The sequence below is a fragment of the Peribacillus sp. NPDC060253 genome (assembly GCF_042727425.1).
Taxonomy (GTDB): Bacteria; Bacillota; Bacilli; order Bacillales; family DSM-1321; genus Peribacillus.
The window spans coordinates 39548-66355 of the sequence record NZ_JBHXAS010000017.1; the positions used below are offsets into that span (position 1 = coordinate 39548).

General features: G+C 40.9%; 22 protein-coding genes. 5 read left to right on the forward strand and 17 right to left on the reverse strand.

The window, feature by feature from the left end:
- Positions 1-88 precede the first annotated feature (88 nt).
- Entirely contained in the window at positions 89-1540 is a 1452-nt protein-coding gene (locus ACFWE9_RS06920) for a flavin monoamine oxidase family protein (RefSeq protein ID WP_230156710.1), read from the forward strand.
- A 132-nt stretch (positions 1541-1672) separates the two neighbouring features.
- On the opposite strand, the gene ACFWE9_RS06925 is transcribed toward ACFWE9_RS06920, so the two are convergent.
- The 3 genes from ACFWE9_RS06925 to ACFWE9_RS06935 are packed head-to-tail and all read right to left on the reverse strand — an operon-like array spanning position 1673 to position 5302.
- Entirely contained in the window at positions 1673-2785 is a 1113-nt protein-coding gene (locus ACFWE9_RS06925) for a Ger(x)C family spore germination protein (RefSeq protein WP_377356168.1), read from the reverse strand.
- Positions 2782-3876, reverse strand: a complete 1095-nt coding sequence (locus tag ACFWE9_RS06930; RefSeq protein WP_230156252.1) for a GerAB/ArcD/ProY family transporter — start codon at positions 3874-3876, stop codon at positions 2782-2784. Before ACFWE9_RS06930 ends, ACFWE9_RS06925 begins: the two co-directional genes overlap by 4 nt.
- A complete protein-coding gene (locus tag ACFWE9_RS06935) occupies positions 3848-5302 on the reverse strand; it encodes a spore germination protein (protein ID WP_377356170.1) in 1455 nt (484 codons plus the stop codon). Before ACFWE9_RS06935 ends, ACFWE9_RS06930 begins: the two co-directional genes overlap by 29 nt.
- A 217-nt stretch (positions 5303-5519) precedes the next feature.
- Here ACFWE9_RS06935 and ACFWE9_RS06940 point away from each other — a divergent pair, with 217 nt between their 5' ends.
- The 3 genes from ACFWE9_RS06940 to ACFWE9_RS06950 are packed head-to-tail and all read left to right on the forward strand — an operon-like array spanning position 5520 to position 9190.
- A complete protein-coding gene (locus ACFWE9_RS06940) occupies positions 5520-6998 on the forward strand; it encodes a spore germination protein (RefSeq protein WP_377356188.1) in 1479 nt (492 codons plus the stop codon).
- An 18-nt stretch (positions 6999-7016) separates the two neighbouring features.
- Positions 7017-8108: a GerAB/ArcD/ProY family transporter gene (locus ACFWE9_RS06945; RefSeq protein WP_377356172.1), complete on the forward strand. Its 1092-nt coding sequence runs from the start codon at positions 7017-7019 to the stop codon at positions 8106-8108.
- Positions 8105-9190 carry a Ger(x)C family spore germination protein gene (locus ACFWE9_RS06950; RefSeq protein WP_230156256.1) on the forward strand — a complete coding sequence of 362 codons (1086 nt, stop codon included), beginning with the start codon at positions 8105-8107 and terminating at the stop codon, positions 9188-9190. The genes ACFWE9_RS06945 and ACFWE9_RS06950 overlap by 4 nt, the downstream gene beginning before the upstream one ends.
- A 42-nt stretch (positions 9191-9232) precedes the next feature.
- Here the strand turns inward: ACFWE9_RS06950 and cysI are convergent, their stop codons facing one another.
- Positions 9233-10951, reverse strand: a complete 1719-nt coding sequence (gene cysI, locus ACFWE9_RS06955; RefSeq protein ID WP_230156257.1) for an assimilatory sulfite reductase (NADPH) hemoprotein subunit — start codon at positions 10949-10951, stop codon at positions 9233-9235.
- Positions 10952-10978: 27 nt separating this feature from the next.
- Positions 10979-12793 carry an assimilatory sulfite reductase (NADPH) flavoprotein subunit gene (locus tag ACFWE9_RS06960; protein WP_230156259.1) on the reverse strand — a complete coding sequence of 605 codons (1815 nt, stop codon included), beginning with the start codon at positions 12791-12793 and terminating at the stop codon, positions 10979-10981.
- A gap of 341 nt (positions 12794-13134) precedes the next feature.
- On the opposite strand from ACFWE9_RS06960, the gene ACFWE9_RS06965 reads away from it, so the two are divergent.
- The gene (locus tag ACFWE9_RS06965; protein ID WP_230156260.1) at positions 13135-14037 is read left to right on the forward strand and encodes a LysR family transcriptional regulator; all 903 of its coding nucleotides are present in this window, start codon (positions 13135-13137) and stop codon (positions 14035-14037) included.
- Between the two features lie 301 nt (positions 14038-14338).
- Here ACFWE9_RS06965 and ACFWE9_RS06970 read toward each other — a convergent pair whose 3' ends face one another.
- From ACFWE9_RS06970 to ACFWE9_RS07025, 12 genes are all read right to left on the reverse strand, one after another.
- Complete coding sequence (locus ACFWE9_RS06970; protein WP_230156263.1) at positions 14339-15298, reverse strand: VOC family protein; 960 nt, start codon at positions 15296-15298, stop codon at positions 14339-14341.
- A 39-nt stretch (positions 15299-15337) separates the two neighbouring features.
- Positions 15338-16126 carry an SDR family NAD(P)-dependent oxidoreductase gene (locus tag ACFWE9_RS06975; RefSeq protein WP_230156265.1) on the reverse strand — a complete coding sequence of 263 codons (789 nt, stop codon included), beginning with the start codon at positions 16124-16126 and terminating at the stop codon, positions 15338-15340.
- Positions 16127-16167: 41 nt separating this feature from the next.
- Entirely contained in the window at positions 16168-16677 is a 510-nt protein-coding gene (locus ACFWE9_RS06980) for an aromatic-ring-hydroxylating dioxygenase subunit beta (RefSeq protein WP_230156267.1), read from the reverse strand.
- Positions 16678-16698: 21 nt separating this feature from the next.
- Positions 16699-18000 (reverse strand): aromatic ring-hydroxylating oxygenase subunit alpha, encoded by a 1302-nt coding sequence (locus ACFWE9_RS06985; protein WP_377356176.1) that lies wholly within the window; start codon positions 17998-18000, stop codon positions 16699-16701.
- A 39-nt stretch (positions 18001-18039) separates the two neighbouring features.
- Positions 18040-18825, reverse strand: a complete 786-nt coding sequence (locus ACFWE9_RS06990) for an aspartate dehydrogenase (RefSeq protein ID WP_377356178.1) — start codon at positions 18823-18825, stop codon at positions 18040-18042.
- A gap of 16 nt (positions 18826-18841) precedes the next feature.
- Positions 18842-20287: an aldehyde dehydrogenase family protein gene (locus ACFWE9_RS06995; protein WP_377356179.1), complete on the reverse strand. Its 1446-nt coding sequence runs from the start codon at positions 20285-20287 to the stop codon at positions 18842-18844.
- 13 nt (positions 20288-20300) lie between these two features.
- Positions 20301-21989, reverse strand: a complete 1689-nt coding sequence (locus ACFWE9_RS07000; RefSeq protein ID WP_377356181.1) for a thiamine pyrophosphate-binding protein — start codon at positions 21987-21989, stop codon at positions 20301-20303.
- A gap of 29 nt (positions 21990-22018) precedes the next feature.
- Positions 22019-22810 (reverse strand): SDR family oxidoreductase, encoded by a 792-nt coding sequence (locus ACFWE9_RS07005; protein ID WP_377356182.1) that lies wholly within the window; start codon positions 22808-22810, stop codon positions 22019-22021.
- 104 nt (positions 22811-22914) lie between these two features.
- Complete coding sequence (locus ACFWE9_RS07010; protein ID WP_377356184.1) at positions 22915-23853, reverse strand: VOC family protein; 939 nt, start codon at positions 23851-23853, stop codon at positions 22915-22917.
- Positions 23854-23979: 126 nt separating this feature from the next.
- Positions 23980-24513 carry a cupin domain-containing protein gene (locus ACFWE9_RS07015; protein WP_230156282.1) on the reverse strand — a complete coding sequence of 178 codons (534 nt, stop codon included), beginning with the start codon at positions 24511-24513 and terminating at the stop codon, positions 23980-23982.
- 279 nt (positions 24514-24792) lie between these two features.
- The gene (locus ACFWE9_RS07020; RefSeq protein ID WP_230156283.1) at positions 24793-25605 is read right to left on the reverse strand and encodes an IclR family transcriptional regulator; all 813 of its coding nucleotides are present in this window, start codon (positions 25603-25605) and stop codon (positions 24793-24795) included.
- Positions 25606-25717: 112 nt separating this feature from the next.
- Complete coding sequence (locus ACFWE9_RS07025; protein WP_230156284.1) at positions 25718-26548, reverse strand: alpha/beta fold hydrolase; 831 nt, start codon at positions 26546-26548, stop codon at positions 25718-25720.
- Positions 26549-26808: the final 260 nt, after the last annotated feature.

The following is a 26808-nucleotide window of genomic DNA, read 5'->3' on the forward strand; positions in this document are numbered from 1 at the left end:
TGATAGCGTAAATCCCAAATAGGAAAGTGTAACCCAGAGAGGAGAAAACACTTTGTCCTTTTTCAGAAATTCGCTTTCACCCGATCAAATGCTGACTGCGATCAGATACGGCCTTGGACCTTCCCAAATCCCCAAAAAAATCATAATCATTGGTGCCGGCATGTCTGGGTTGGTTGCAGCATCCCTTTTAAAACAAGCGGGGCACGATGTAACGATATTGGAAGCAACCGGGAGGGTCGGAGGACGTGTATTGACCATACGGGAGCCATTTTCAGAAGGTTCCTACCTTGAAGCCGGTGCCATGCGCATTCCGAATTATCATTACTTAGTGGCTGAATATATCAAGAAGTATGGTTTACGAGTCAACACTTTTGTGAACACCACTCCTAATGATCCCATTTATGCCAATGGAATCAAGACGACCGCTGCCATCTATCAACGGAACCCGGATATACTGAGGTACCCTGTAGCTCCCCATGAAAGAGGAAAAACAGCTGAGGAATTACTCAACATGGCAATTAAGCCTGTAACTGACTTTATCAATCAAGACCCCATTAATAATTGGAAGATCGTCATTAATGAATTTGACAAATACTCCATGAGTTTCTTTTTGCAGTACAATCCAGTAGGGGTGAGTCTATCATCGGGCGCGCTTGAAAGCATTAAAGTTTTATTGGGTATAGAAGGATTCCCTGAACTTTCTTTTCCTGCCTTACTTCGGGAGCTAATGCCAATCTTTAATCCAGAGACAAATTTTTACTCAATCGAAGGAGGCAACGACAGGCTTCCATATGCTTTTCTACCTGAATTGAAGGATCATCTAAACTTCAGATATGAAGTGACAAAGATCATTCAACATGATAATCAAGTAACCATCCATTCCAAACATACTCAAAGCAGAAGACCCTTAACGGTCACCGGTGACCTTGCCATCGTGACTATCCCTCTTCAATTGCTGCAATTTATAGATATTGAACCCCGGAATTCCTTTTCCCATAATAAGTGGAAGGCAATAAGAGAACTCCATTATGCTGCGTCCACAAAAATTGGACTTCAGTTCACACATAGGTTTTGGGAAAAGGAAGGAATCTTCGGAGGTAAATTGACGACCGATTTACCCATTAGATTTTCTTATTATCCCAGCCAAACGAGCAACCAGAGTGAATCCGGTCTCATCTTAGCAAGTTATACATGGGAAGATGACGCCACTTTATGGGATATACTTCCAGAAAATGATCGTTTACAACACGCGTTGAAAAATTTGGCAAAGGTCCATGGAAAACAAGTGTATGATCACTTTTTATCAGGAGCTTCTTATAGCTGGACACTGAATCAGTATGCATATGGCGCTTTCTCCATGTTTAAACCTGGTCAGGAAACGGACCTGTTTCCATACATCCCAACCCCTGAAGGAAGGGTCCACTTCGCTGGCGAGCATACTTCAACCGTACCAGCATGGATTGAAGGAGCCATTCAATCCGGCATCAGGGTTGCACATGAAGTGACGAATCTTCCAAGAACATTCGATGAGCATGGATAAAATGAAGGTACCTTTTCTTTGAAGTTTTAAATCAATTAAAGAACCGTGACAAAAAAACCTTCCCATTCGGAAGGTTTTTCATTCAGAAGATTTATCTCATCATTTGGAATGTAATTTTTTGAACATGCCTATTCACTTTACCCCTCCTTTTGAGCCAAAGTCTATGATCCTTAGGTCCACCTGATAATTTATATCGGCATTACTGAAAATTTCGTCCCAATTGTTCTTATTTTTCTCCCAAAACTTTGGATGCTGATTTTCCACATAACGATACAATCCTGCTACTCCCGTTTTATATTTATGCTGTAATTTCCAAACGATTTCCTCAACGTCCTCCTCCACTTTATCCTCGGCAACACGCTCAGCATCTTTTAAATAGCTTTTTTTGAATGAATTTTCTTTACCATACCAATCTTCCGAAAGCCTTGTTGTGTAACCGACTTTGACGTTGATCGTCAAATGATCGCCATTCAATTCTGTCGTGACTTTTCTCTTTGTCCGTTTAATCACTTCGACACTGAAAGGATTACCGTGATGTACCGCTTCGATTATTCCTCCTTTCACCTCTCCGTTCAACCAATTTAAAGAAGCTATATCCTCATTATTCATGACTCCGACCAATTTTGAATTGTTAATCACTCCTGCGCCCTCCAATATTAATTTCTTACCTTTAATTTCAACGCCCTGAATGGCAAAGCTTCCATCTGACTGCAAACTTGATGAAGCATTGCCCAGTGTTAAAGGAGGAAGGATTTTATTCGTTCGCTTCACATTATCTTTCAATTCATATATTACATTCGAAGGGATCTCCCCATAGTCGGCTAACCCCAAAATCTCCCTTGTCGGCCTCTTTGTTAAATAAACAAGACAACTTCTTCTTGTATTGTTATCGCGTATAGATTGATTTATGATTGCTTCCATGGGGATTTTCCTTAATACATCTTCATTAATGAGTAATATACGCTGGTGATTGGTTAAAACTGTATTGGTGATGAGCAAGGAATCCCTTATTGCCTCGTGCAGAGTTTTGGCACTGACGGTGACATTTTTATATTTTAATTGAGCTTGGTTTTCCTGCAAGCTATTTCCTGGAGGTACGAGAATTTGCTCTGTTAACATGATTTCGTTTTTCTTTTTACTTTTATCGATTCCCATTCCCACCACAAGGGATAATTCTTCAATATTATGACTGTCCCAACAGCTTGAAAGCAATGGAATAAGCAAAATCAACCATAGTCTTTTCATCCGCTTCTTCTACTCCTTTTCAATTGAACAATGATGAAGGTAATAATTGGCAACCCGATTAATATAAAGGGAAAAATATAACCCAGTATATCGCTAAATGTAAAAATCTCGATTGTATTTTTAGGGATTTTGGCTAGAAAAAAAACGAGCGGAACCAGAACAATAAGGTTCGTTGTATAGGAATTGTTGAAAATTTCAGTCAGACCTTCTGCTGCGAAGTAATAGTAAATCGCATGTGTACAAAAAAACTGAAGAATCCATGTGATTAAGAGAAATAGCTCTAAACGCTCTATAAATATCCCTTTTACTTCATACGACTGAACAAAAGAAATCGTCGGCCAAGTAACAGATTTAACTTCGGGCACAGTCAGTGTAGCCACAACCAGAACATATGTAATCACATATAAAATGACAGGAATGAAAAACCCGATTAAAACTCCACTCTTTACCTTATTTTTATTTTTAACTGTGCCAAACATAAAGATGAACAGTTCAATCCCAAAAAAAGATAAAGTCCCAGAGCCCATTCCCTTCATCACAGGGAGGAATCCTTTGCCAAGGACAGGCTGCAGATTTTTTATATCGATTACCTTTATACTAAGCAAGTAAATAAGTAAAACGATGACAATTGTCAGTGGAAGAAAGAAGACGCACACTTTTGCTATGGCTTTTATTTTGCCTGTCAAAAGATGCACAGTCGCTAAAATCATGGTAAGTATCACGATTTCAACCGGCGTTTCCTCCAATAAATAAAAACGAACCATTTCACCCATTGCAAGCACTTCAAAACTTGCCACACCAGTAAAGTACACCACAACGATCAATCCAACCATTTTATAGAGCCACTTTCCAAATGCCTCCTCCATGTATGCGTAATAGTTAGTAACTTGATGTTTCTTTAACATGACAATCAATAAACATATGAAAAGGCTAATTAAGACCCCATTAAAAATTAAGACAATCCATCCATCGGACGAATTAATTTTTTCAGTTATCGTCCTTGGCAGCGTCAGCATCCCAACACCTAACATGCTGCATGAAATGATTGCAGCCAATTCTCCACTAAGAATTTTGCCGTCCGCTTGGCTCAAGGATGTTACCTCCTTTTTTCCGCTTCGGTAACCTGAAGAACGCGTCCTTCCAAGTCTTTTTACCAATGAAATCCATTGGTTGAAAATAAGGTTCTTGAAAGCTAGTCAATTTTGACAAATGGCTGATCACGATGATAAAGAATAAAGTGGTTCCGTATAGACCTAGTACGGCGGAAAAAATCATCGCGCCAAACCTTAATGCCCTGAAAGCAAGACCGAAGCTATATTGCGGGACGGTAAATGAGGTAATCGTCGTAATCGAAACGATGATGACCATGAGGGAACTCACAATATTCGCTTGAACAGCTGCTTGGCCGATAATGACCCCACCAACCAATCCAACCGTCTGCCCAATGGGAGATGGAAGACGAATACCTGCTTCGCGAAGCAGTTCAATCGTCAATTCCATGATGATCGCTTCAACAAAAGGCGGAAAAGGAACGTTTTCCCTTGTACCTGCTATGGTCATAGCAAGCTCTGTCGGCAGCAATCCCGGGTTGAACGAAACTAATGAAATATATATTCCTGAAAGAAACACGGTGACAAATAATGAAAAGTAGCGGAGGGCACGCAAAAAAGAGCCTGCTACCCATCTTTCATAATAATCATCCGGAGACTGCAGCAACATTGTGATTGTCGTCGGTGCCATCAATGCAAATGGCGAACCGTCCATCATGATGACCACCCTGCCCTCCTGCAGTGCTGCCAGTACTTTATCCGGACGCTCCGTGTTCTGGATTTGCGGGAATGGTGAAAACGCCGTATCTTCAATTAGCTCCTCAAGCATACCCGAGTCTTGAAGATCGATTGCTTTTACTTCATTGACCCGCTGGTTGACTTCTTTTATCAAGGAATCGCTTGCTTTGCCCTCGTAATAGATCAATGCAACTTCTCGCTTTTCCATCGTCCCAATCTTATGCTGTTTAACGATTAGGCTCGGATGACTTGAATACTGCCTAATTAAGCCGATATTTTCCTGTAGGCTTTCGATAAACCCGATCTTTGGTCCACGGACAACCCTCTCTGTCGATGGCTCACTAAGAGCGCGAATTTTTTCTTTTTCAAGATTCAAGACATAACCTGTCACGATTCCATCTATAAACAAAAGCGTTTTTCCATCAAAAATGTACTCCTTGGCTTTTTCATAGGTTTCTATATCTTGTTCTCTGACAGGACAGATTTTGGATATGACCAGCTGCTCGATCGAAATCGGGTGATTGGTTTCGACCTGTGCTGCTGATAAATCCAGAACTATTTCATTAAATGCAGGATAATCCATCGTTCCATTGACAAAAACAAATAAACCGGTGGAATCATAACCGGGAATGAACACCTCTTTAAAAACTACATCATCTTGCATATCCAATAGAGATTTCAAATTTTCCTGTTTTTGATCCAATCTTTTATGCAAGGTCTTGGTTTGCATGATGAACTCCTTTAATCAAATGCGTTTTATTCTTACTATCCTCCTTTTTTCAACTTTATATTCGATTAAGGAAAACGAGATTAAAAATAACAACCCTATTCAAAAATGGTTAATATGTAATTTAATTGCAAATGATAGGATAATAAGCTTGAGTTTAGAGGTGACAACATTGTTTAACCGCAGAAAGTTCAATAAAACAAACCAACAAAAAAACGATATAAATAACGAATTAACTAAAATTTCCGATGTAAGGGATCTATTTAATGCCCTTTCTTTATCCAATGATTTCATGAACCATCAAGGAACATATAATGGCGTAGGTTATTGGGTTTCTTTTTACCGCTCATTAATTGACGCGCAGGAGCTACACAAAAATGTTCTATCTGTCATACCATCTCTGGAAACGATCAATTTGGAACAAATGAAAGATAGCATTCCTATAGAAGACACCCTCATCACCAGCACAAAGGTTGTTATTGAGGAAAGGATCATGCGAGGGGCCATTGCGATTCGGTTGGATTCGAATCTTGATGAGTGTTTGTTGATAAATATTGCCGCCAGCCGTGGTCGACAAGTTGATAAACCCGAACTTGAATTTGGAATCATAAGTCCTCAAGAAGCTTTTGTCGAGGATATTGATATCAATCTGAATCTAATCAGAAAAAGGCTGCCTATCCCAGAGTTGCAGGTGAATGAAACGACTGCGGGCACCTTAACTAAAACAAAAGTCGCCGTTTTATCTATAGAAGGAATTGTTGATCAGAAAAATGTTGATACCGTTATACAAAGGATCAATGACGTAGATTTTGATGAAATATTGGATGGATCTCACCTCGCACAAATGCTTTATGATGATTCAAATACCTTGTTTCCTCTTTTTCTATATACGGAAAGACCTGATCGCATCACAAGTGCATTAGCTGAAGGTAAAGTAGCCCTGATCGTAGATAGATCCTCTTCCGTTTTAATTACCCCAACCATTTTTTTGGAATACTTTATTACGATGGAAGATTATAATATGCCCTGGATTCCAGCGTCGGCATTCCGTTTATTACGAATATTCGCGGTCGCTTTTTCCATATTCGCTACCCCCATTTATGTAGCTGTGCTGACTTATCATTATGAACTCATTCCAAAAGACCTTTTGGAAACGATTGTCACATCAAGGAACTTGATTCCTTTTCAGCCATTGATTGAAGCTTTATTTCTAGAAATTTCCATTGAGTTATTACGTGAAGCAGCCGCCAGGCTGCCAACGAAAGTTGGTCAGACATTAGGTATCGTCGGCGGTATCGTTATCGGACAAGCTGCTGTTGTAGCAGGCCTGACCAGTAACATCTTGTTGATCATCGTTGCCCTATCGGCACTGGCATCATTTGTAACGCCTATTTATAAAATGGGCAATGCCATTCGGTTACTGCGGTTCCCCTTTTTATTGGGGGCTCAAGTTTGGGGGCTTCTTGGAATTTCCATATTGTCCGTTTTTTTGATGACACATCTTATCAAGCTAACTTCGATGGGACACCCATACCTGGAGCCCATATATCCCTTCCGCATGAAAGATTGGAAAGACAGCTTTGTTCGGCTTCCGTTTAATCTTTTTAAGTCGCGACCTGTAAATTTACGCACAAAAAATACAGAAAGACAGGCACAGACCAAAAAATCACCAAACAAAAAAAATGATTTTAATGAATGATTTGAATGAGGGTCCTATATGAACCAAGCAGGTGTTAATGAAAAATATAAGGTTTCACCGTTCTATGTGTTTTTTTTAGTGCATTCGATGCAAACAGGAATAGGTGTGTTAAGTTTTCAAAGAGTTTTAGCGAAGTCAACGGGGACGGATGGCTGGATGTCGATACTCCTAGCCGGACTGATCGTTCATATTTTTATTTGGATTATCTATAAAATCTTCAGTATTGTACCTGGTGATATCATTACCGCCAATAATCAAGCATTCGGGAAATGGATTGGGAATTTCTTCAGTCTATTATTCGTTTTTTACTTTTTGATTCTTGGGATGACAGTCATGATCAGCTATATAAATATCATACATGTATGGATGTTTGAAGAGGTAGGTTCTTGGGCTTTTTCTTTGGTTTTCTTGATTCTGATTTACTATATAAATACGGGAGGGTTCCGGACGATTACGGGGATTACCTTTTTAAGCAATATATTAACATACTGGCTTTTATTTGTTCTTTTTTATGCCTTGAAATATTCTGAGTTCACCAATTTGCTTCCTATGTTCACCCACAGCCTATTGGATATTATGAAAGGAACTAGAGAAACTTCCTTAACTCTGATTGGCTTTGAGTTGATCCTGATGTTTTATCCGTTCATCAAAGATGCAGAAACTTCTCAAAAATATGCTCACGCCGGAGCTTTAATAACAACGTTAATAACCGTGTTCGTTTATGTAGTTTCACTGGTCTTTTATTCACAAAAACAGTTGGTCTTAAATATATGGCCTACACTGACAATGACCAGCATTGTCGAATTTCCCTTTATTCAACGGTTTGAATATATAGATATTTCATGGTGGGCCATAGTTATCATTCCAAACATGACCATTTCCTTGTGGGCTGCCAGCAGGGGTATCAAGCGCTTATTCAATGTCCAGCAAAAGTATCCGTTATGGGGGATATCAATTTTTATTCTCCTTATCAATATTTTTGTTTTTGATATCGATTCCATTTATGTATTGAATAAAATAATCAACCCATATGGGGTGCTCTTCATTGTTGTATACTTGCCTCTTTTATTGGTCATCATCTATATAAAGAAAATGAGGAATCGTTTATGAGAAAATTACTTCCTGCTATCTTGGCTCTTTCCCTTCTTTGCAGCTGTGCACAGCCAAGAGTGGTTGACGAGGTTAATATGTCCCAAGCCATAGGCTACGATTTAATCAAGGATGATATGATCGAAGGAATATTCGTCATCCCCATTTTCCAACAAGATACGATGGGTAAATATCAAATCTTAAGCGGAAAATCCACGACGGCGAGTGATGTCCAGGCTGTCGTTTCCAAAAAAGCGGATAAGCCGGTGTTGCTTGGACAGACTCGCATCATTTTATTCAGTGAGGAAATCGTTCATAAAATCGGAATTACAGAACTGACCGATTATCTTTATCGTGATCCCCAACTTGGCAACAGGATTATCTTGGGCATCGTCGAAGGAAAGGTAAAGGACGTCGTTAATACGAAACCACCAAATTCGAATGTGAATATTGGAATTTTTTTATCGGATTTAATTAAACAACAAAATATAACCGGGAACGGACCGGATACTAACCTTCATCTTTTTTTAAGACATTCTTTAGAAAGTGGAGGTGATTCGTATCTTCCTATAATAATAAAACGTGGTAATCATGTAGCTGTTTCCGGTAATGCCTTGTTTCATGAAAATAAGATGGTCAGTAAAGTGAAAACTGGAGATATGTTTGTTTTCAAGACATTAGTTCAATTTCATAGACGGGGAATTTACAAATTCAAATTAAAAGACAAGAAAAAAAGCTATATTGTAGTGGAAAGTATCCGAAGCGGGTCAAATTATAATATATCCGGCTCAGAGAGTCAGCCCTCCATTACCATTAACATCAAAATTAATGGTCAAATCAAGGAATCAATGAGGAGTGATAACCTTACTAATAGAGAGATGGTTAAAAAGATAGAACACGATATGGAAGATGATTTAACCAGACAGGCTAACCGCCTTATTGCAGAATTTCAGAAAAAAAACATTGACCCCATTGGCTTAAAGGAAAAATACCGCGCCAAAAATAAAAAAATGACCTATGAACAATGGAAAAAGATATATCCCACGATGGATATTAAAGTAAAAACTAAAGTTAACATTATTCAAACTGGCGTATCGGAATGAAAAGAGAGGCAGGAATGCATTCCTGCCTCTCTTTCGTTTTAGTCAATCATGAAAATTCGTTCCGTCCGTCACTTCTTTTACGATGCCAGCCTTGATGACAAAGTCCCCGAAATGCTCTCCTTCCTGACGTTCTTTCGCATAACGGGAAAGAAGTACACGCAACTCTTTTAAAATTTCTTCCTCACCAATGTTTTCACGGTACATTTTGCTTAGTCTGCTTCCATCGAATGCAGCACCGAGATACATATTATATTTCCCAGGTGCTTTACCGATAAAACCAATTTCTCCAAGTGCATGCCGGGCACAGCCATTCGGGCAACCGGTCATGCGGATCGTAATTTCCTCGTTCCGCAGTCCGTTTTCATCAACGATGGTCTCAATTTTATCAAGCAGCACCGGCAAATAACGCTCTGCTTCTGCCATTGCCAATCCGCATGTTGGAAGGGCCACGCATGCAATCGAGCTACGGCGGATCGCTGAATGATGTGCACCATCCGTCAAACCGTATGTTTCAAGCAATTCTATGATCTTCTTCTTTTTCTGACTTGATACATCGGCAATGATCAGGTTTTGATTGGCGGTCAAACGGAAATCACCCGTATGAATTTTTGCGATTTCGCGCAAACCGGTCATCAGCTTGTAATCATTGATATCGGCGATTCGGCCACCCTCGACAAATAATGTAAAATGCCATTTTCCTTGCATGCCTTTTACCCAGCCATAGCGGTCACCATTATTGTCAAAATGATATGTTCTCGCTTCCTCCAGTTTCCATCCTAACCGATTTTCAAGTTCAGCCTTTACCGGTTCGAGCCCAAGCCTGTCAACCGTATACTTGAACCGTGCATTTTTCCTGACGGAGCGGTTTCCGTAATCACGCTGAATTGTAATGATCTTCTCAGCCACATCCACTATTTTGTCTGGCTGGCAAAATCCGATTACTTTGGCTAGCTGGGGATATGTCGCTTTATCACCGTGTGACATTCCCATACCGCCCCCGATCGCCACATTAAAACCAACGAGTTTTCCACTTTCAACAATTGCTATGAAGCCAAGATCCTGAGAGTAGACATCAATGTCATTAGATGGAGGAACCGCAATGCCTATTTTAAACTTCCTTGGCAAATAAAGTGGTCCATACATTGGTTCGACTTCTTCCAATTCAGGTGTTCCGACTACTTTTTCTTCATCAAGCCAGATTTCATGGTATGCCCTTGTTCGGGGCAATAAATAATCACTCAATTTTTTCGACCATTCATATACTTCAGAATGGATTTTGGATTGAAATGGAATCGAATTGCACATTACGTTCCGATTTACATCACCGCATGCCGCGATGGTATCCAGCATGGACGCATGGATTTCCTGAATGGTTTTTTTCATATTCCATTTTAAAATACCGTGCATTTGAAACGTCTGTCTTGTCGTCAATTTCAAAGTGCCGTTGCCGTATTTCTGAGCGAGGTCATCCATAACAAGCCATTGAGATGGCTGTGCAACCCCACCTGGCATGCGGACACGCAGCATGAACTGATAGGCAGGCTCAAGTTTTTGTTTTTGGCGTTCATTTCGAAGATCCCTGTCATCCTGCAAATAGCTGCCGTGATGTTTCATTAATCGATTGTCATCATCTGGAATGCCGGCGCTGATTCGATCGAGCATCACTTCTCCAAGTGTTCCTCGCAAATAATTGCTTTTTTCTTTTATTTGCTCAACATCACTAGGCGGGCCTTCCGGTGCTTTTAATAGTAGGTTCACCATGTTGTAATCTCCTTTTCATCCTTATTTTCAGTACACATCACGTTGATAGCGTTTATTCTGTTGCATTTCGTCTAGGTAAGCTTGCGCATCAGCATGGCTCATTTGACCTTCTTTTTCAATGATCTCAATGAGCGTATTATGGACGTCATGTGCCATATTTTTTTCGTCACCGCAAATGTATAGCGCCGCTCCTTCTTGAAGCCATTCGTATAATTCTCTGCTCTGCTCCTGCATCCGGTGTTGAACATACACTTTTTCATCCGTGTCACGCGAAAAGGCAACATCCATTTTCGAAAGTACACCTGTTTTCAACCACTTTTGCCATTCAGTTTGATATAGGAAATCGGTCACGAAATGCTGATCCCCGAAAAAGAGCCATGTTTTCCCTTTCCCATTCATTTCTTCCCGCTCCTGGATAAAGGATCTGAACGGAGCAATTCCTGTCCCCGGTCCAACCATGATGATTGGAGTGTCTGGGTTCTTAGGCTGCTTGAAGTTCTGGTTATGCTGAATGTATACAGGCAGCGTATCCCCTTGCAGTATACTGTCGGCACATAATATCGAGCAGACACCTTTTCTTTCCCGTCCGTGGCTTTCATATCGGACAGCTCCGATTGTCAAATGCACCTCATCCGGATATGCGGATAAGCTATTCGCGATCGAATAAAGACGGGCTGGCATTTTTCGAAGGATGGAGATGAACTCTTGCGCCGATTCACCCCATGAACCAAAATCAAGGACAAAATCAAGCAAATCACGGCCTTCACGATATTCTTTTAGTTTTTCTTCATTTCCAGGTGATAGAAGTGCCTTTAAATCCTCGTTGCCTGAAAGCTGTGCTGCTTGCTCAAGGAGTGATTTTGTTAATACGGTTATTTCAAAATCAGAGATGAGCGATTCCCTAAATTTCCGAAGGTCACCTTGCTTGTTGACCTTCACGACCTCTTCTGATTCCCAATTGAGTTCCTTAAGAAGCATATCCACTAAAACCGCATCATTCTGCGGATAAATACCAAGGCTGTCACCAGGTTCAAATGTTAGGCCAGAGCCCTCCAGTGATAATTCGAGATGGTGTGTCTCTTTATTGGAGCCACGGCCGTTCAAGTTTATATTTTCCAGCACCTCCGCTTTAAACGGGTTCGTCCTGGAATACGCGTGAGCATTTACTGGAGCTGCCGTAGTTGGAACGGCGGTAACTTTACTCCCTTGCTCCTCACTTAAGCTAGTAATGACTCCTTCCAGCCATTCTGCAGCAGGCTCATCATAATCAAGGTCACAGTCCGTCCGCGGGAAAAGCCGCGTCCCGCCCAGTTCTTCCAGGCGCCTATCGAATTGTTTTCCCGTTTCACAGAAAAACTCATATGAGCTGTCCCCAAGCGCCAATACGGAAAAGCGGAGATCTTCAAGTCTTGACGCCCTTCTGCCATGAAGAAACTCATGGAATGACAACGCATTATCCGGTGGATCACCTTCTCCGTGCGTACTTACCACAATAAGAAGATTCTGAACCTTTTTCAAGTTGTTCACTTTATAGTCACTCATGGATGAAATGGTTACTTGATATCCATTACCCTCAAGCGTTCTTTTAGCATTATCAGCCAATCCTTGAGCATTTCCCGTCTGTGAACCGTAAAGGATGGTAACCTCTTTTGATATTGTCTTCCCGCTAGATTGAGCTTCCATCACCCGTACGTCGGCTGTACCTGTATCGGACACTGTCAAAGTTGCGGCCAGAAAACCGCTCAGCCAAACTTTTTGTGTTTCTGTCAAGCTTGGAAGTAGATTGTTAAGAAGCTCTGCCTGTTCATGATTAAAAGGACTGTTACTTACTTGAAGTTGCACGTTTTCCACCTCACAAAGGAATATAAACTTATGTTAGTTGATTCTTATGTATTACGAGTGGGTTTAAACTTTTTTCTCAATCTATGAAACTCATTTACTCCTATAGATCAAGTTGGTTTTAACCGTAAAAAAATTTAGAAAATTCAGCTCACTTAAGGAGGGAACACTTTTTCACAGCTCGCTATAAATAAAAATAAGGTTATTAAGGACGATTGCCTTCCCTAGCCTAGACTCTTCCTAAAATAAGTTTCTCATTAAACTTTACCAGAAGGCACATCATTAGTAAAATATATATAATTCATTGCAACTATTAAGAATATTAATAATAAGGCGGGATTCCTATGTATTATGATGCTTTAAAAACATTTGTGACCCTTGTAGAAGTAAAAAACTTTACAAAAACAGCTGAAATGCTGCTTATGTCACAACCAAGTGTAAGTTTACACATTAAAAAATTAGAGGAAGAGTTTCAAACCAAATTATTTCTACGCTCCCCTAAATTCTTAAAAGTCACTTTAACAGGAGAAATCCTGTACGATCGGGCTAAGCAAATGCTCACCATCTATGAACAGACCAGACAAGACATATTAGAACATGATAGGTCCATCAAAGGGGAATTAAAGATTGGGGCAAGTTTTACAATAGGAGAATACATATTACCTTCATTACTCAATGACCTTCAAAAAGACTATCCGGAACTTGAGCTTCAAGTTGTTATTGGAAACACCGAAGAAATTGTTCAAGCCGTTCGGTTATACAAAGTGGATATTGGTTTAATCGAAGGTCAAACAAATGAAAAAGAGCTTTCCGTACACCCCTTTATGCAAGATGAGTTATTCGTCGTTTCTTCGAACGATCATGAGCTCGCTTGTAAACGCGAAGTAGCGATTACTGACCTACATAACCAAGCATGGGTAACTAGGGAAGTTGGATCTGGTACACGTGAATACCTTAATCACGTCATACGTTCAAATGGCTTGAAAATTAAATCGATACTTACCATAAGCAGTAACCAAGGAATTAAAGAAACACTTATAAAAAATGGTGCAGGTCTCGCTCTTCTCTCCCGAAGTGTCATTGAGAGGGATGTTCAAAATAAATTACTTTCGATTATACAGTTGAAAAATGAGTCCTTTAACAGAACGCTTTCGTACGTCTATTCCCCAATTATGGAAGATAAAAAGAATGTCAAGACTTTTATAACTGAATTAAATAAAAAGTGGCCTATGAAGCCAAGCCGATAGGATGACCATTGGAGAAAACGCTTTCATTAATCTATTACATGTAAAAGACCTTATGATGTGTATATCAAACTATATAAATATGTAACAACATTTCGCAATATTTCCATCCATACCGAGTCATGGTTGGAAATATTGCATGCCATTGCCTTATACATGCTTTTGGGATTTCACATGTCTAGTGAATCAGCTAGTAGGAGAATGCTGAAAAATGGCTGTACGATAACTTTAACCTAACCATGTAAGTGTGATGAGTTCATGAAATCGCAGCATGAACACCATTTAGTGGTCACATGAACAAGATTTACCCATCAAAACGTTCTAGCAATTCAATAATCACTTTATAAGTCGATGTTGTATCCATATAGGCATATCTTCCTTTTCCGTTAAAAAAGTTTCCTGTCTGTATGACCGGATAGCCCATTTCTTCTAACATCTTCATTTTAGCCTCCATGTCTTTAACGACAAAAGAGATATGGTGAACACCCTCACCATATGTTTCAAGATGATCTTTCCACGTACTAGGTGATTCGCCTGGCTCGATCAATTCAATCTGAATGAACGGAGTATCAATGAACATATATGTTGATTTTCCTTCGGTGGGCTTCCCTTTGTAAATCACATTTGTAATTTCGGTTGATCCAGAATGAATGATGGGAGGTTTTTCAATACCCAACAACTTACAATATGCATCTGCAGCCGCATCCAGGTCTTTTACAACTAACGCAAGCTGTTCCACTTTGTTAGTCCCTAATAACGGCTGAACACTTGCATCTTCTGGTTTTTCCCATGCCGTTTTTCTTGTCTCTTCACTTTCAAGCAGTTCAACTAACGTTTTGTGATCATCTAGTGTATCCACATATACATACCGGCCGTCACTCGAAGTGAATTCACCCGTTTGCAAAGCTGGGTATCCACTTTTTTCCATGATTAGCAGCTTCTTTTGAATAGAGTCTACATCAAAAGCAATATGGTGGATCCCTTCACCTACTTCATCCAGGAACTCACGCATCGTTCCTGGATTTTTATCGGGTTCTATTAGTTCAAATTGGACGGTTGGTGTATTTAGAAAAGCCAGTTTAGATCTTGCCTCCGTTGGTACACCTCTAAAGGTCACTTTCGATACTGTACTATCACCCGTTAGAAATGGATCTGTCATCTTAATGCCTAGCAATTTTGTAAAAGCTAGATTAGCAGCTTCAATATCTTTTACAACGAATGCTAATTGATTAATATTCCTATTGCCCAAAAGTGGTTCAGTCATATTTATAAACCTTCTTTCTAAGTTTATTTAGGTATAAACTCAACCAAGTCCGCGAACTGACAAACCACCATCACTGGAAATGACTTCGCCAGTAATTGCGCGCGCTTCGTCCGATGCTAGGAGGACATAAGCACCAACATGATCTTCGGGCATCTGGGCAAGCTGAAGTGGGTTTCTTTTCTTTATGCTGCTGGCCTTCGTCTCATTATCCACGATTTTCACAAATGGTTTTAGAGGTGGTATGACCGATAATGCTGTCAGTGTTCCTCCAGGTGCTACAGCATTAACGCGAATATTCGGTGCGAGTTCGAACGCTAGTTGCCGCATCAAACCGATTTGAGCATGCTTGCTGGCTGTGTACCATACGCCGCCTCCATCAGGATAGAAACTTGCACCAGAAACGGTGAAAATAATATTGCCATTTGTTTTTTGCAGTTCATCAAGAGCTGCTTTCGCACCGAAGAATGAGCCTTTAACATTAATATTGAGCAGAAAATCATATGCTTCGGAAAGTGCATCGGGAGTTACGTCAGAAAATTTTGCAAATCCATCGAAGACTCCTGCATTAGCAATGAAAACATCAAGCTTTCCAAATTGCTCGACAGTGGCCTGTACAGCCTTTTCATTGTCTTCGTAAATACTTACATCTCCTTGGTTAATGAGAATCTCTTCACCAAATTCCTCTTTCATTTTCTTTAACGTTTCCAAAGAGCGGCCAATGATACTGACTTTTGCCCCTTCTTGTATAAAACGTCGAGTGACAGCTTCCCCTATACCCGAATTGCCTCCGGTAATCAACACCACTTTATCCTTTAACCCCGTTGCCATTGTAACCAACCTCCATATGATCTTTTATGTGCTAGTCAATATTATACGAAGATAGCAAGATTCCTAGTATTTATCGTTGTTTGGTCGACAATGAATACTCGTTTGGAGAGTTTCCATTTACCATCTTCAAATATGAATTCATCATTTCTTTCCCCCGAAATCAAATCGTGTTGAATATCGGTGCTGCGGCTTCGATAGATAAGCAGATAGCTCTTCACGATTGCCTTTTCCCCTTCAATGTAGTCTTTAACGCTCACGTTAGAGACAAAACGCCGTGTTCTTGATGGCGGGATTTCGGCCCATGCATAATCCGTTTTCAATCGATCCACACGCAGCCTCAACAGCTCGATATCATCATTAAATGTGAACATGTCTGTCGAATAATCCGGACGTTCCACACCTTCTTTATTGACTCGCACAGGCATTTGATAGCGCAAGCTAGAGTGCATTAAATCGAACCAACCATCAAATTCAATATCATCCAGCAATTCTGCTTCATCATACAACCACTGTTCAAATTCACATTTAATCAGCATTTTTTCCACGTTCATTTCCCTTCCCCCTCCCGTTTATCATTTCGTCATCAATTCCAACCAGTATTTGTAAAAATTCCGTTGGCTCGCTTCTGTGAATTTATCATCGTAAGCAATCCCCGGCCCTATAAAATCAACAGGTTCACGATGAAGACCCATAGTATAATTATAGGTTAAATTCTTTATAAAAGGCATTGGGCCTTGGGCTGCTTCTGTAATGTCCGTAAATACTTCCGTATCATCCTGTTCAAAAATACCGGATGGGCTAAAGGTCAAGATAAACGAATCTCTTGACCGGTCTTTCCAATCTTGAGAGGCGTTTTTTTCCACAAGCATCCAAGCAATCACTTCCATTTTATTGTGACCAATTGGGCGCCACATTCTAATGGAAGTGTTAGAGATAAACTGGTCTTTGATTTTTGTATGGGAAATTAAGAATGACAAGTTCGGGAAAACGTTTCCAATCATATTCTTTAAGTTTGATAACACTTCATACTGTTCTTCAGACAAATTACTTTTAAATTCTTCTTTCAATTCTTCCGGGAATGCGAAGTCGGGATTCGGTGTCCCTAAATTTAATCCATGGCCGTTATCCATATGGATTTGAAAACCACGCTTCGAGTAGGTTGCGTTGGGTACCATGCCCAGTTTTGCAATGGAACCATGTGTGACCATCGTGTGATAGGAATCACCAACAAAGTTATCTGAACCCACTTTCCAGTTGGAATTGACAATGAATCTTTGAGGGACCCCGATCACTTCCATTTCAGCGCGCCCTACGAGTATATCCAAATACCATTTTATATCGCCAAGAAAATCTTCAAGCGGCTCGGCTTCTTCGTTCCAAGTTCCAAATAAAAGACCTTTATAGGATTCCAGTTTCACTTTGTGAAGACCCATTTCTGAACGGTCAAGCGTACCTCCATAAATATCCTTTTGCAGGGGCACCCCCACGAGCTCCCCTGTGTTTTTAAAATTAAAACCATGATAAGGACATGTAAATAAAGATTTGTTCCCCTTATCTGCACGACATAGCTTCATTCCACGATGTGTGCACATATTGTAAAATGCGCGGATTTCCCCTTCACCATCACGCGTGATGATGAGCGAGTAGCCAGCAAGTTCGCGGGTCATGAAGTCACCTTTGTTTGGAACTTCAGATTCATGGCCGACAAAGACCCATGTTTTCAAAAACACTTTTTCATGTTCGATATCGTATACCTTTTGATCTCCCAGGAGGTATGCAGGTATGACGCCTTCCTCTGGTTTAACCGTTTCATTCAAATAGTTAACAACTTGATGTTTAGACATTTCTTCTAATGATTTATCTGTTTTAAGCATATTTTTTCCTCCCCCTTCATTAGCTTGATTTATCATTCATTACCCGATTTGAAGGCACTTTTCCTTGTTTTGCAGCGTAGCCAAAACACTTAACGCGGCTAGATAACTCGTTTTTGGATTATTTGGCATCGGATCATTTTCCACTTCAAGTCTGAATTTCCCGAACGAACCTGACGCTTCAATTAGGTGAATGTTTTTAGTCACATTTGGATCGGCAATGATTTTCACTTTCGTCTTTTCAGGTCCAAGACCAGCCAAAGACAGCACAATCGCCACATTAATATTTCTCGGAAACTGCTTGATCGCTTCTGAAGCCGACCCTTGGAATAAGACCGTTTCTTCTACCAATGACGAACCTGATGGCAATGCGTTGGGAGGCTTTCTTGTGGTTATGCAAACGGATTCAAGTCCATTCACAGCTTTTGCCGATTTAAGTACATCAAGACCTCCGATCGCACCAGAAGGTAGGTAAATATTAACGTTATTATTTCTGCAAATATTGTTTGATTCTTCTGCAAATCCAGCATCCGCCATCACTCCTATGCTGCTTAGCAAAAGATCTTTTCCGCTTTTAAGAACGGTCATTGCATACTCTTCTGCAGCTTCAATCGTTGCTGCTTCTATGACTACATCCACATCCGATTTAAGAAGTGCGTCGACATCCTTATAGGACTGTGTACTAAATTCCTCAGCTAGTTGGGCTGCGATTTCTTCACGGCGTGCATAAATCGCAACGATTTTCCCACCTGGAAGAAGTCCGTCATTATTTATTGCCTGAAGCAGGAATTTCCCGATGTTCCCGCATCCGATTAAGCCTAATTTCATGAAGTTTCATCCTTTCTCAATCAGCAAACCCGAATGAATCTGCAAAGAATTCCAACCCACAATGCCTTGTTTCCCGGGAAACGCCACTTTCCTTTAAACCAGGGAAATCCAGAGCCAAGTCGTTGAAAACGGTATGATTATTATGAAAAACCGCACCAGCTTCAAGGCGATCTGCCATTTCGATAGCAATATCTTCATTCTCGGTCCAAACAGATGCACGCAGGGCAAACTCACTATCATTTGCTAATTTTACAGCTTCATTAATATCATTGAAAGGTAAAATTGGAATGATGGGTCCGAATTGTTCGACCCGAACCACTTCACTATGCTGATTGACACCTGTAATAATAGAAGGAAGCATATAGTAACCTTTATCCCAAGTTTCTGGATTTAGTTGAATGCCTGCAGTGATTATGTTTCCGCCTGAATGTTCCGTTCTTTCGATCAAGCCATTCACGTAGTCATACTGTGCTTTATTATTCAATGGACCCATTGTTACATCAGGCTGAATACCATCACCAACTACCACCCGATTAAATTCTTTAGTCAGTTTTTCAACAACCTCATCAAAACGTGATTCTTGGACGTACACTCGTTTAACCGCAGAACACACTTGACCTGAGGCTCGTAAAATCCCCATTCTCAAACGTTTGATTGCCGCTTCATCCATATTGGCGTCCTCCATGATGATAGCAGGATCATTGCCGCCAAGTTCCATATATACTTTTTGTAGATTTCCAGCTGACTTCTTCATTATATCTTTTCCGGTTTCAGTACTCCCGACAAATGCCACTGTCCGGACTCGGGAATCCGAGCAAAGTTTGTCACCGATAGCTTTTCCTGATCCTGACACTATATTGATGACTCCCGGAGGAAAGTGTTCCGCTACTACTTTCAAAAAAGTCATAATCGTTAATGGGCAATTCGTGGCAGGTTTTACTACAACGGCATTGCCTGCTAAAACAGCAGGTATAACCCGTTTAAAGGTTAATATCATTGGAGAATTCCACGGTGTGATAATTGCCGTGACTCCTCTTGCTCTTCTTCTGATTTGGACTTTTTGTTTTCCTGGAAGCACTTCTGGTTTCCACCAATCAAGTAACTCTGCCGCGCAGCTTTTCATGACTTCAACACAGCGTAATAAATCTTTCTTAGCTTCAACAAGGCTTTTCCCATTTTCCCGGACAAACATGGTTACATTTTCTTCAATTACTTTTGATAATTCTGCTGCCGCTGCATTCATCCGGTTAGCCCGATCACATATATCCGTTCGCGACCATGTTCTAAAAGCCTTTTCAGCCGCTTCGATCGCATCATTGACAATTTCCTCAGAACATTTTGCCACCTGGCCAACCACTTCCGATGTGTTTGCAGGATTGCTCACATCAGCTTTTTCTGCACTTTCCATCCATTCTCCATCAACAAGGTATTTTCCTGAAACAAATGGGTACGTCAAAATCATTCAAATTCCTCCATTATAATTTTTTGGGCTTAAAAGCTTCCGCAGCTCCTGGAGGTCCTCCAAATGGCTTGGCCATTGGTCCCACAGCTTCCATATCAACAACGATCATTGAAGGCTTACGTCTTTCTTTCGCCTTTTTCAATTCGGATACGAATTCATCTCCAGACCCAATCCTGACAGCATTAAAGTGCATGGATTCTGCCAGTTTTACGAAATCGGGACTCAATAAATCCACGGCTACCTGTCGCCCATACGCGGCTGTTTGAATATTGCGAAGAACCCCATAGCCTGAATCATCAAACAATACGATGATAACTGGTAAGTTTTCTTCAGCTGCCGTTACCATTTCCCCGACATTCACCATAAACCCACCGTCTCCAGCCATCAGAACCACGGTTTTATCCGGACATCCCTTTTGGGCACCAATTGCAGTCGGAAGACCTTGACCAATTCCTCCCCCTGATGCATGAATGGATGTTCTCGGCTCACGGATTTCAAATAAACGGCTGCCCCAAACGTTTGCCTGTACAGTTACGTCACGAACTAATATCGTATCAAACGGTAATATCTCCCTCATGCCATCTACAAATTGCTCATAAGGACCTAGCGTTTCTCGAAGTTGAGCGCGCACTTCATTTCTAAGCGAACGGACTTCTTCTATATAAGAAAGTTCCGCTTGTACTGAATTTCCTTCAAGCTTCTGATTAATGGCAGCAAGCATATCTTTGGCATCGCCAACCAAACCTAGCGTTGCTTTATAGTTTCGGTTAATCGCCTGCAAATCCGCATCGATCGCTATATGTTCTTCAGGCACCGGTACCTTCCAATTGGACGTTTCATTTCCTCTGAATCGGACACCTACGCTAATCAATAAATCCGCATTCCTTAAAAACTCTTTTGTTGGCTCATAAGCCGCAAAATGTCCTATACATTGTTCATGGGTTTCCGGGATCGAACCTTTTCCAGATTGACTGGTTATTACTGCTGCACCCAGGATCTCCGCCAATTTCCGCAACTCTTGCGTGGCATTGGCACTGATGACCCCACCTCCGGCCCATATCACAGGACGGCGTGCTGCAACTATTTTTTGTACGGCTTGTTCAGGAATGAATGCATTTGACTTTATTTCAACCGATGATTCCCGTATCCCATCGAGCGAGAGATCTTCTATGATAGCCGATTGGTAATCAATAGGAATCTCCAAAGTAACTGGTCCCGTCGGCGCAGTCAATGCTTCAGTTATCGCCTTCCTTACAACTGCAGCAGTTTGGGCAGGATTTCTAAGCCTTACAGCATTTTTACAAGCGCCGCTCATCATTGAGAGCTGGTCTTTACATTCATGTATGTATCCTCTGCCCGTTCCAAGATAAGAAGAAGCAACTTCCCCTGTAAGATGTAGAAGAGGGACGCCAGCGGCCCAAGCTTCCACTAATGAACCTGCCGCATTTCCCGCCCCTGTTCCAGTACTGGTAATCACTACACCTAATTTACCAGTCGCGCGGGCATAACCATCGGCCATATTGACTGCACCGCTCTCTCCGCGGGAACAAATGAGTTTAATGCTACCTTCTCTAAGAATCGCATCATAGATAGGCATATTATGAATACTGACAATCCCAAATGCAGCTTCCACTCCTGCAAGAACGAGCTCCTTTACGATGGAATCGGCAGTTGTGAACTCTATTTTTTCTTGTATTTTCATCGCGTTATCCTACCTTTTTTATAATATGATTATAATGCCTTACCGATCGCTCCTGCCGTTTCAATTGTCGAACCCGCTACATAACTTGCTTTGTCTGAAGCAAGGAAAACAATGACACTGGCGACTTCTTCTGCTTCGCCTACACGACCGAGTGGAATATTCCGTTTCTTCGCAAGATCACCGTAGTATTCTTCCGGATCCATATCAGGTGCATTTTTCAATCTTCTACGCTCCCATTGATCAGTCCGGATCAATCCAAGACTCACGGAATTCACTAGTATATTGTCAAAGGCTAGTTCCTGGGACAGCGTTTTGCTTAAATTCAAGAGACCAGCCCGTGCTGCTGCAGTCGCTACCATGTGACGTTCCGGTTCTTTAGCAAGTGTTGCATTAATATTAATGATCCGACCGCCTCCCCTTTTCACTAAATGAGGGTGCGCAGCACGAACCGCATATATGATGGCAAAAAACTTTAATTGAATTTGTTCATCCCACTGGTCATCCGTAATGTCAAAAAAGTAACCCATCACGCTTTGACCGGCTGCATTCACCAATATATCGATCCCGCCGAACCTTTCAGCCGTCCCATTAATGAAAGAATCCACATCCGATTTTGAGGTGACATCACAAGTTGATGCAAAAATATCTGCCTTATCACCAAATGTGAGCAAATGACTTTGGGCATTTTCCATACGCTCGCTGCTTCTGCCGCATATAGCCACTTTCGCTCCCTCAGCTAAAAACATTTCTGCTGTTTTTAAGCCCACGCCCGACGTGCCGCCCATAATGACAGCCACTTTTCCTTTCAAACCTAAATCCATTCTCATCACTCCTTTTCAAAGCCATTTTCCTTAATCGCTGTCCCTTAATAGTACAAAAAGGTAACTTTACGCGGATGGGAAATGGCGGATAATGTAACTTCTCCTCATTTTTCCGCCAAGACTGAATCATCTATTTCAGCATCCACCCAGCCCGGATCAGGATCTCCTCCCATTGCCTTGCGTGCTTCGGGCTTCGGAGGCCCAGCAATACCCCATTGATCCATTAAGTGCGGTACCCGTTTCCATACACGTGCTCTCCATTCTGATTCATCTTCAATCGTTTCCAAATAGCATGTATACTCCATAACGAAACCGCCTCGGTCCTGAAAATAACAGAAAATATTGTCTCCAGGGCCATGACGCCCAGGTCCCCAGAGTTCTGACAGCCCCGCTTTTCGAACATTGCTTATGCCGCGCATCAGTTCATCCACGGAATCGACTTCGTATGCAATATGATTGACGGAGGCATGTACATCTTGGTTAAAGGCAATGGAGTGATGCTTCCTATTGCACCTTAGAAAAGACATTTGGTGCTCGCTCCAATCAGTCACTTTAAAACCAAGTACATCTGTATAAAACTCAACGATCATATCTAAGTTTTTTGTGTTCATGACAACATGATTCAGTTTCACTGGATCTACATTTTTATTGTTCCAAACGGATGTTTGAATCTCCACCCAAGCTGAAAGCTCAATCACTCGGTTTTCTGGATCGATGAACCTCAGGCCATAACCAGCACCTGCTTCCTCCAAATATCCAGGTTGTTTAATAATTCGAACTCCCTTTGATTGCAATATCTCAGCTGCACGGTCCACTGCATTTTTATCGACCATGCCGAAAGATATATGGTGCAACCCACGTTTTTCACCATTATGAAGGCTTAAAATATGATGTTCCGGTCCAGCGCCGCGAAAATAAACGGTATTCTCTTCTTCTGGAACATCCACTCTATCCAGTCCCCAAACCTTTTCATAAAACACTGCTTGCTCGTCAAAATTCGGCGTAATCAAACCAATATGTCGTAAATGAGTAATTCCAAGCATCTTTTTTATACCTCCCATAAAATAGATTGCTTTTTTGATAGGTTGCATCGACCACATTTAACAATCTAATCGAAAAGGGCGCCTCATTAATTTTCATAATGCAGGTGCCCCTCTTTGGTAAAATGATCAGTCTTTAATGATGGCTTCTCTTTCTTTGGAGCGTTGCTTACGTAGTTCTTCCAGCGCGCTTCCTTCAGGATATGTTGGCAGGTTAGGCTTCACTGCCCCAAGCATTACAAGCATGCGCGCCTCGACATCGCCGTCATTCCTAATTCCCCGATATACTCCAGGCGGGCTGCTGATGCAGTCTCTTGCACTTAGTTTGATCTCATGCACTTCGCTATAGCTATCTTCTTGAATCAAAGCCGTAACTTCACCCTCAAGAATGAAAAACACTTCTTCTACATCATCGTGAAGGTGTAAAGGTCCGATACATCCCGGGGGAAGCACCATTGTACTGAGTGTAAAATGCTCACCAGCAATTACATTCGTATCGTTATTCGCCGTGGCCCCACGTCCGATATACCTCATCTGTGCACGTTTATAAGCTGGATCGACTTCTTCTTGGAATTTCAAGACGTTCCAATCAAGTGTACGGTCTTTCAATCTAGCAACATGTTTTTTTTCAAAGTCTTTCACTGAAAAGGTTTCTTTTGTCATTTTAAAAATCCTCCCTTATTGGTTGTTTCTAACTCGCATTGTGTTTCATTAGCAAAACATTGTTTTATCTATGAATTAATTCTAAAATGAAACCCTTGCATTGTCAATGAGTTTTTAGAATATTTAAAACTATTTTTATAATCCGAACAATCCTCTCTCTTGGAATAACTTGAAACATCTCAACCGAATAGTTCATTTTCAAAACGACAAAAAAGTGTGGATACCCTATAAGGGTATCCACACTATCGGAATTTCATTTTTCAGATTGACACTTAATCATTATAAGAAATCATCATGTTGAAACGGCTTAGCTCCACTATATCCCATATAAACGGATAACTGCCGAGATACCTCCAACAGTTTCGGCAAGGCGATTTTATCGATGAAATCTTCCTGGTAAGCCGACTCTGTTGCCACGACATTCAAGGCAGCCAATACTTTTCCAGTCCGGTCAAAAATTGGAGCGGCAACGGAAAGGATCCCTGGGTGGAATTCCCCGCTTGTCATTGAATAACCATTTTCCCGAATGGATTCCAACTGTTTTTGAAACTCACCCGGCGTTGTAAGGGTTTTGTCTGTATATGGAGTGAGGTTTGAGATTTTGAACATTTGCATAAGCATTTCTTTCGGCTGATAAGCCAATAGTAATTTCCCATTGGCCAACGCATGTGCTGGCAGTCGTAAACCTATGTTTACATTGACGGCGGATACCCCTCTGATAGGGGCACTTCCTACATACACAACTTCCTGCCCATCCAAAATGGACAGATGGCAGGAGGCTCCGATTTCATCACGAAGAGTCTCCATATAAGGCTGGACTATTTCCTGGAATTTCAAGCTATACAAATAACTGAAACCCAATTCAAGGACTTTAGGGGTTAAACTATAACGTTTTGTATGTTCATCCTGTGACAGATATCCAATATTTTGTAATGTAAATAATAATCGATAGGGTACAGTTCTGCTTACTCCCAGTTGTTTTGCAATTTCTGAAAGCGATAAACTCGGTTGTAGTTCATTAAAGAGCTTAATGATTTCCAAGCCTCTTACCAATGAATTCGCACTATATTTCTCTTTCTCTTCGCTTGCCATTCAAGTATTCCTCCCGTTGTAAAAAAACTATTCAGTTACGCTGACTGTATTAAAAATTGACACCTTGAAAGAAAAAACTTGCAGTATATGTACAACTTAGCCTGCAAGTTACTTAGTAAATGTTTTGTATCTTGCTTGCTTCATTTTTGGCCAATTGTCTCTGTAAAAACTGTGTAACCAATTCATTGAACACCCTTGGATCTTCCTGATAGCATAAATGGCCGGTATTCGGTACGATGACAAATTCGGAATTCGAAATCAATTCATGAAAAATTCTTGATTCACTCACAGGTGTGACCTGATCCAGTTCACCACACATCACCAATGTCGGTACAGTAATGGAAGAAAGGATATCCATTTGGTTTAAATTTGATAAAGAGTAAGAGACAGAACGATATCCAGCAGGACGCACTTGCGACATGATGCGCTCAGCTTCCTTCACCACCTCTGCAGGAGCATTTGGCGACACTAGCGCTTTCACTCTTTTTTTTGCAAGTTCACTTGGTTTTAACGTATCGATGGACTGTAATCTATTCTCGAGTTTTCGCTTATTTTCTTTTAGGCTAACACCAGCTGCCCCACGTGTCGCATCAGAAATGATCAAGGCATCAACCATTTCCGGGAAACGGCTTGTAAAATCAATAGCGATTGCCGAGCCCATCGAATGACCGAGTAGGTTAACGGATTGCAAACCAAGACTATCAAGAAATTCTTTCAAGACATCCGCAAACTGTGAAAATTCGTGAAATTCTGCTTTAGGATCGGAGCTTTCCCCGTACCCTGGTGCGTCCCAGGCAATTACTCTAAATTCTTCACTCATCTGACTGAGCTGTTGACTCCATGATTGAGAATTATTCCCTAAACCATGCAGGATAACGAGAGCTTTACCTTCTCCCGATTCCCGATAGTGTATCGAGTATTCTTTTAGTTGACTAATTGGCATCCTTTCTAACCTCACAATCCTTTTCTCTTCATGGATAAATAGTTTATGTGTTTATTAATTAAATCATATTTACATATATAAAACTATTCGAACGGTCTATCTTCATTGACGTACCGATAGAATAACACTGAATGAATCTTGATCACCCAATTATATTGAAATATGCAAATAAGAAAAAATAAAAAAGATCACTCATATGTTCCGTCATTTACATCTTGTGATTTTCCATAATAAGTATTTCACATATAAAACATTATACC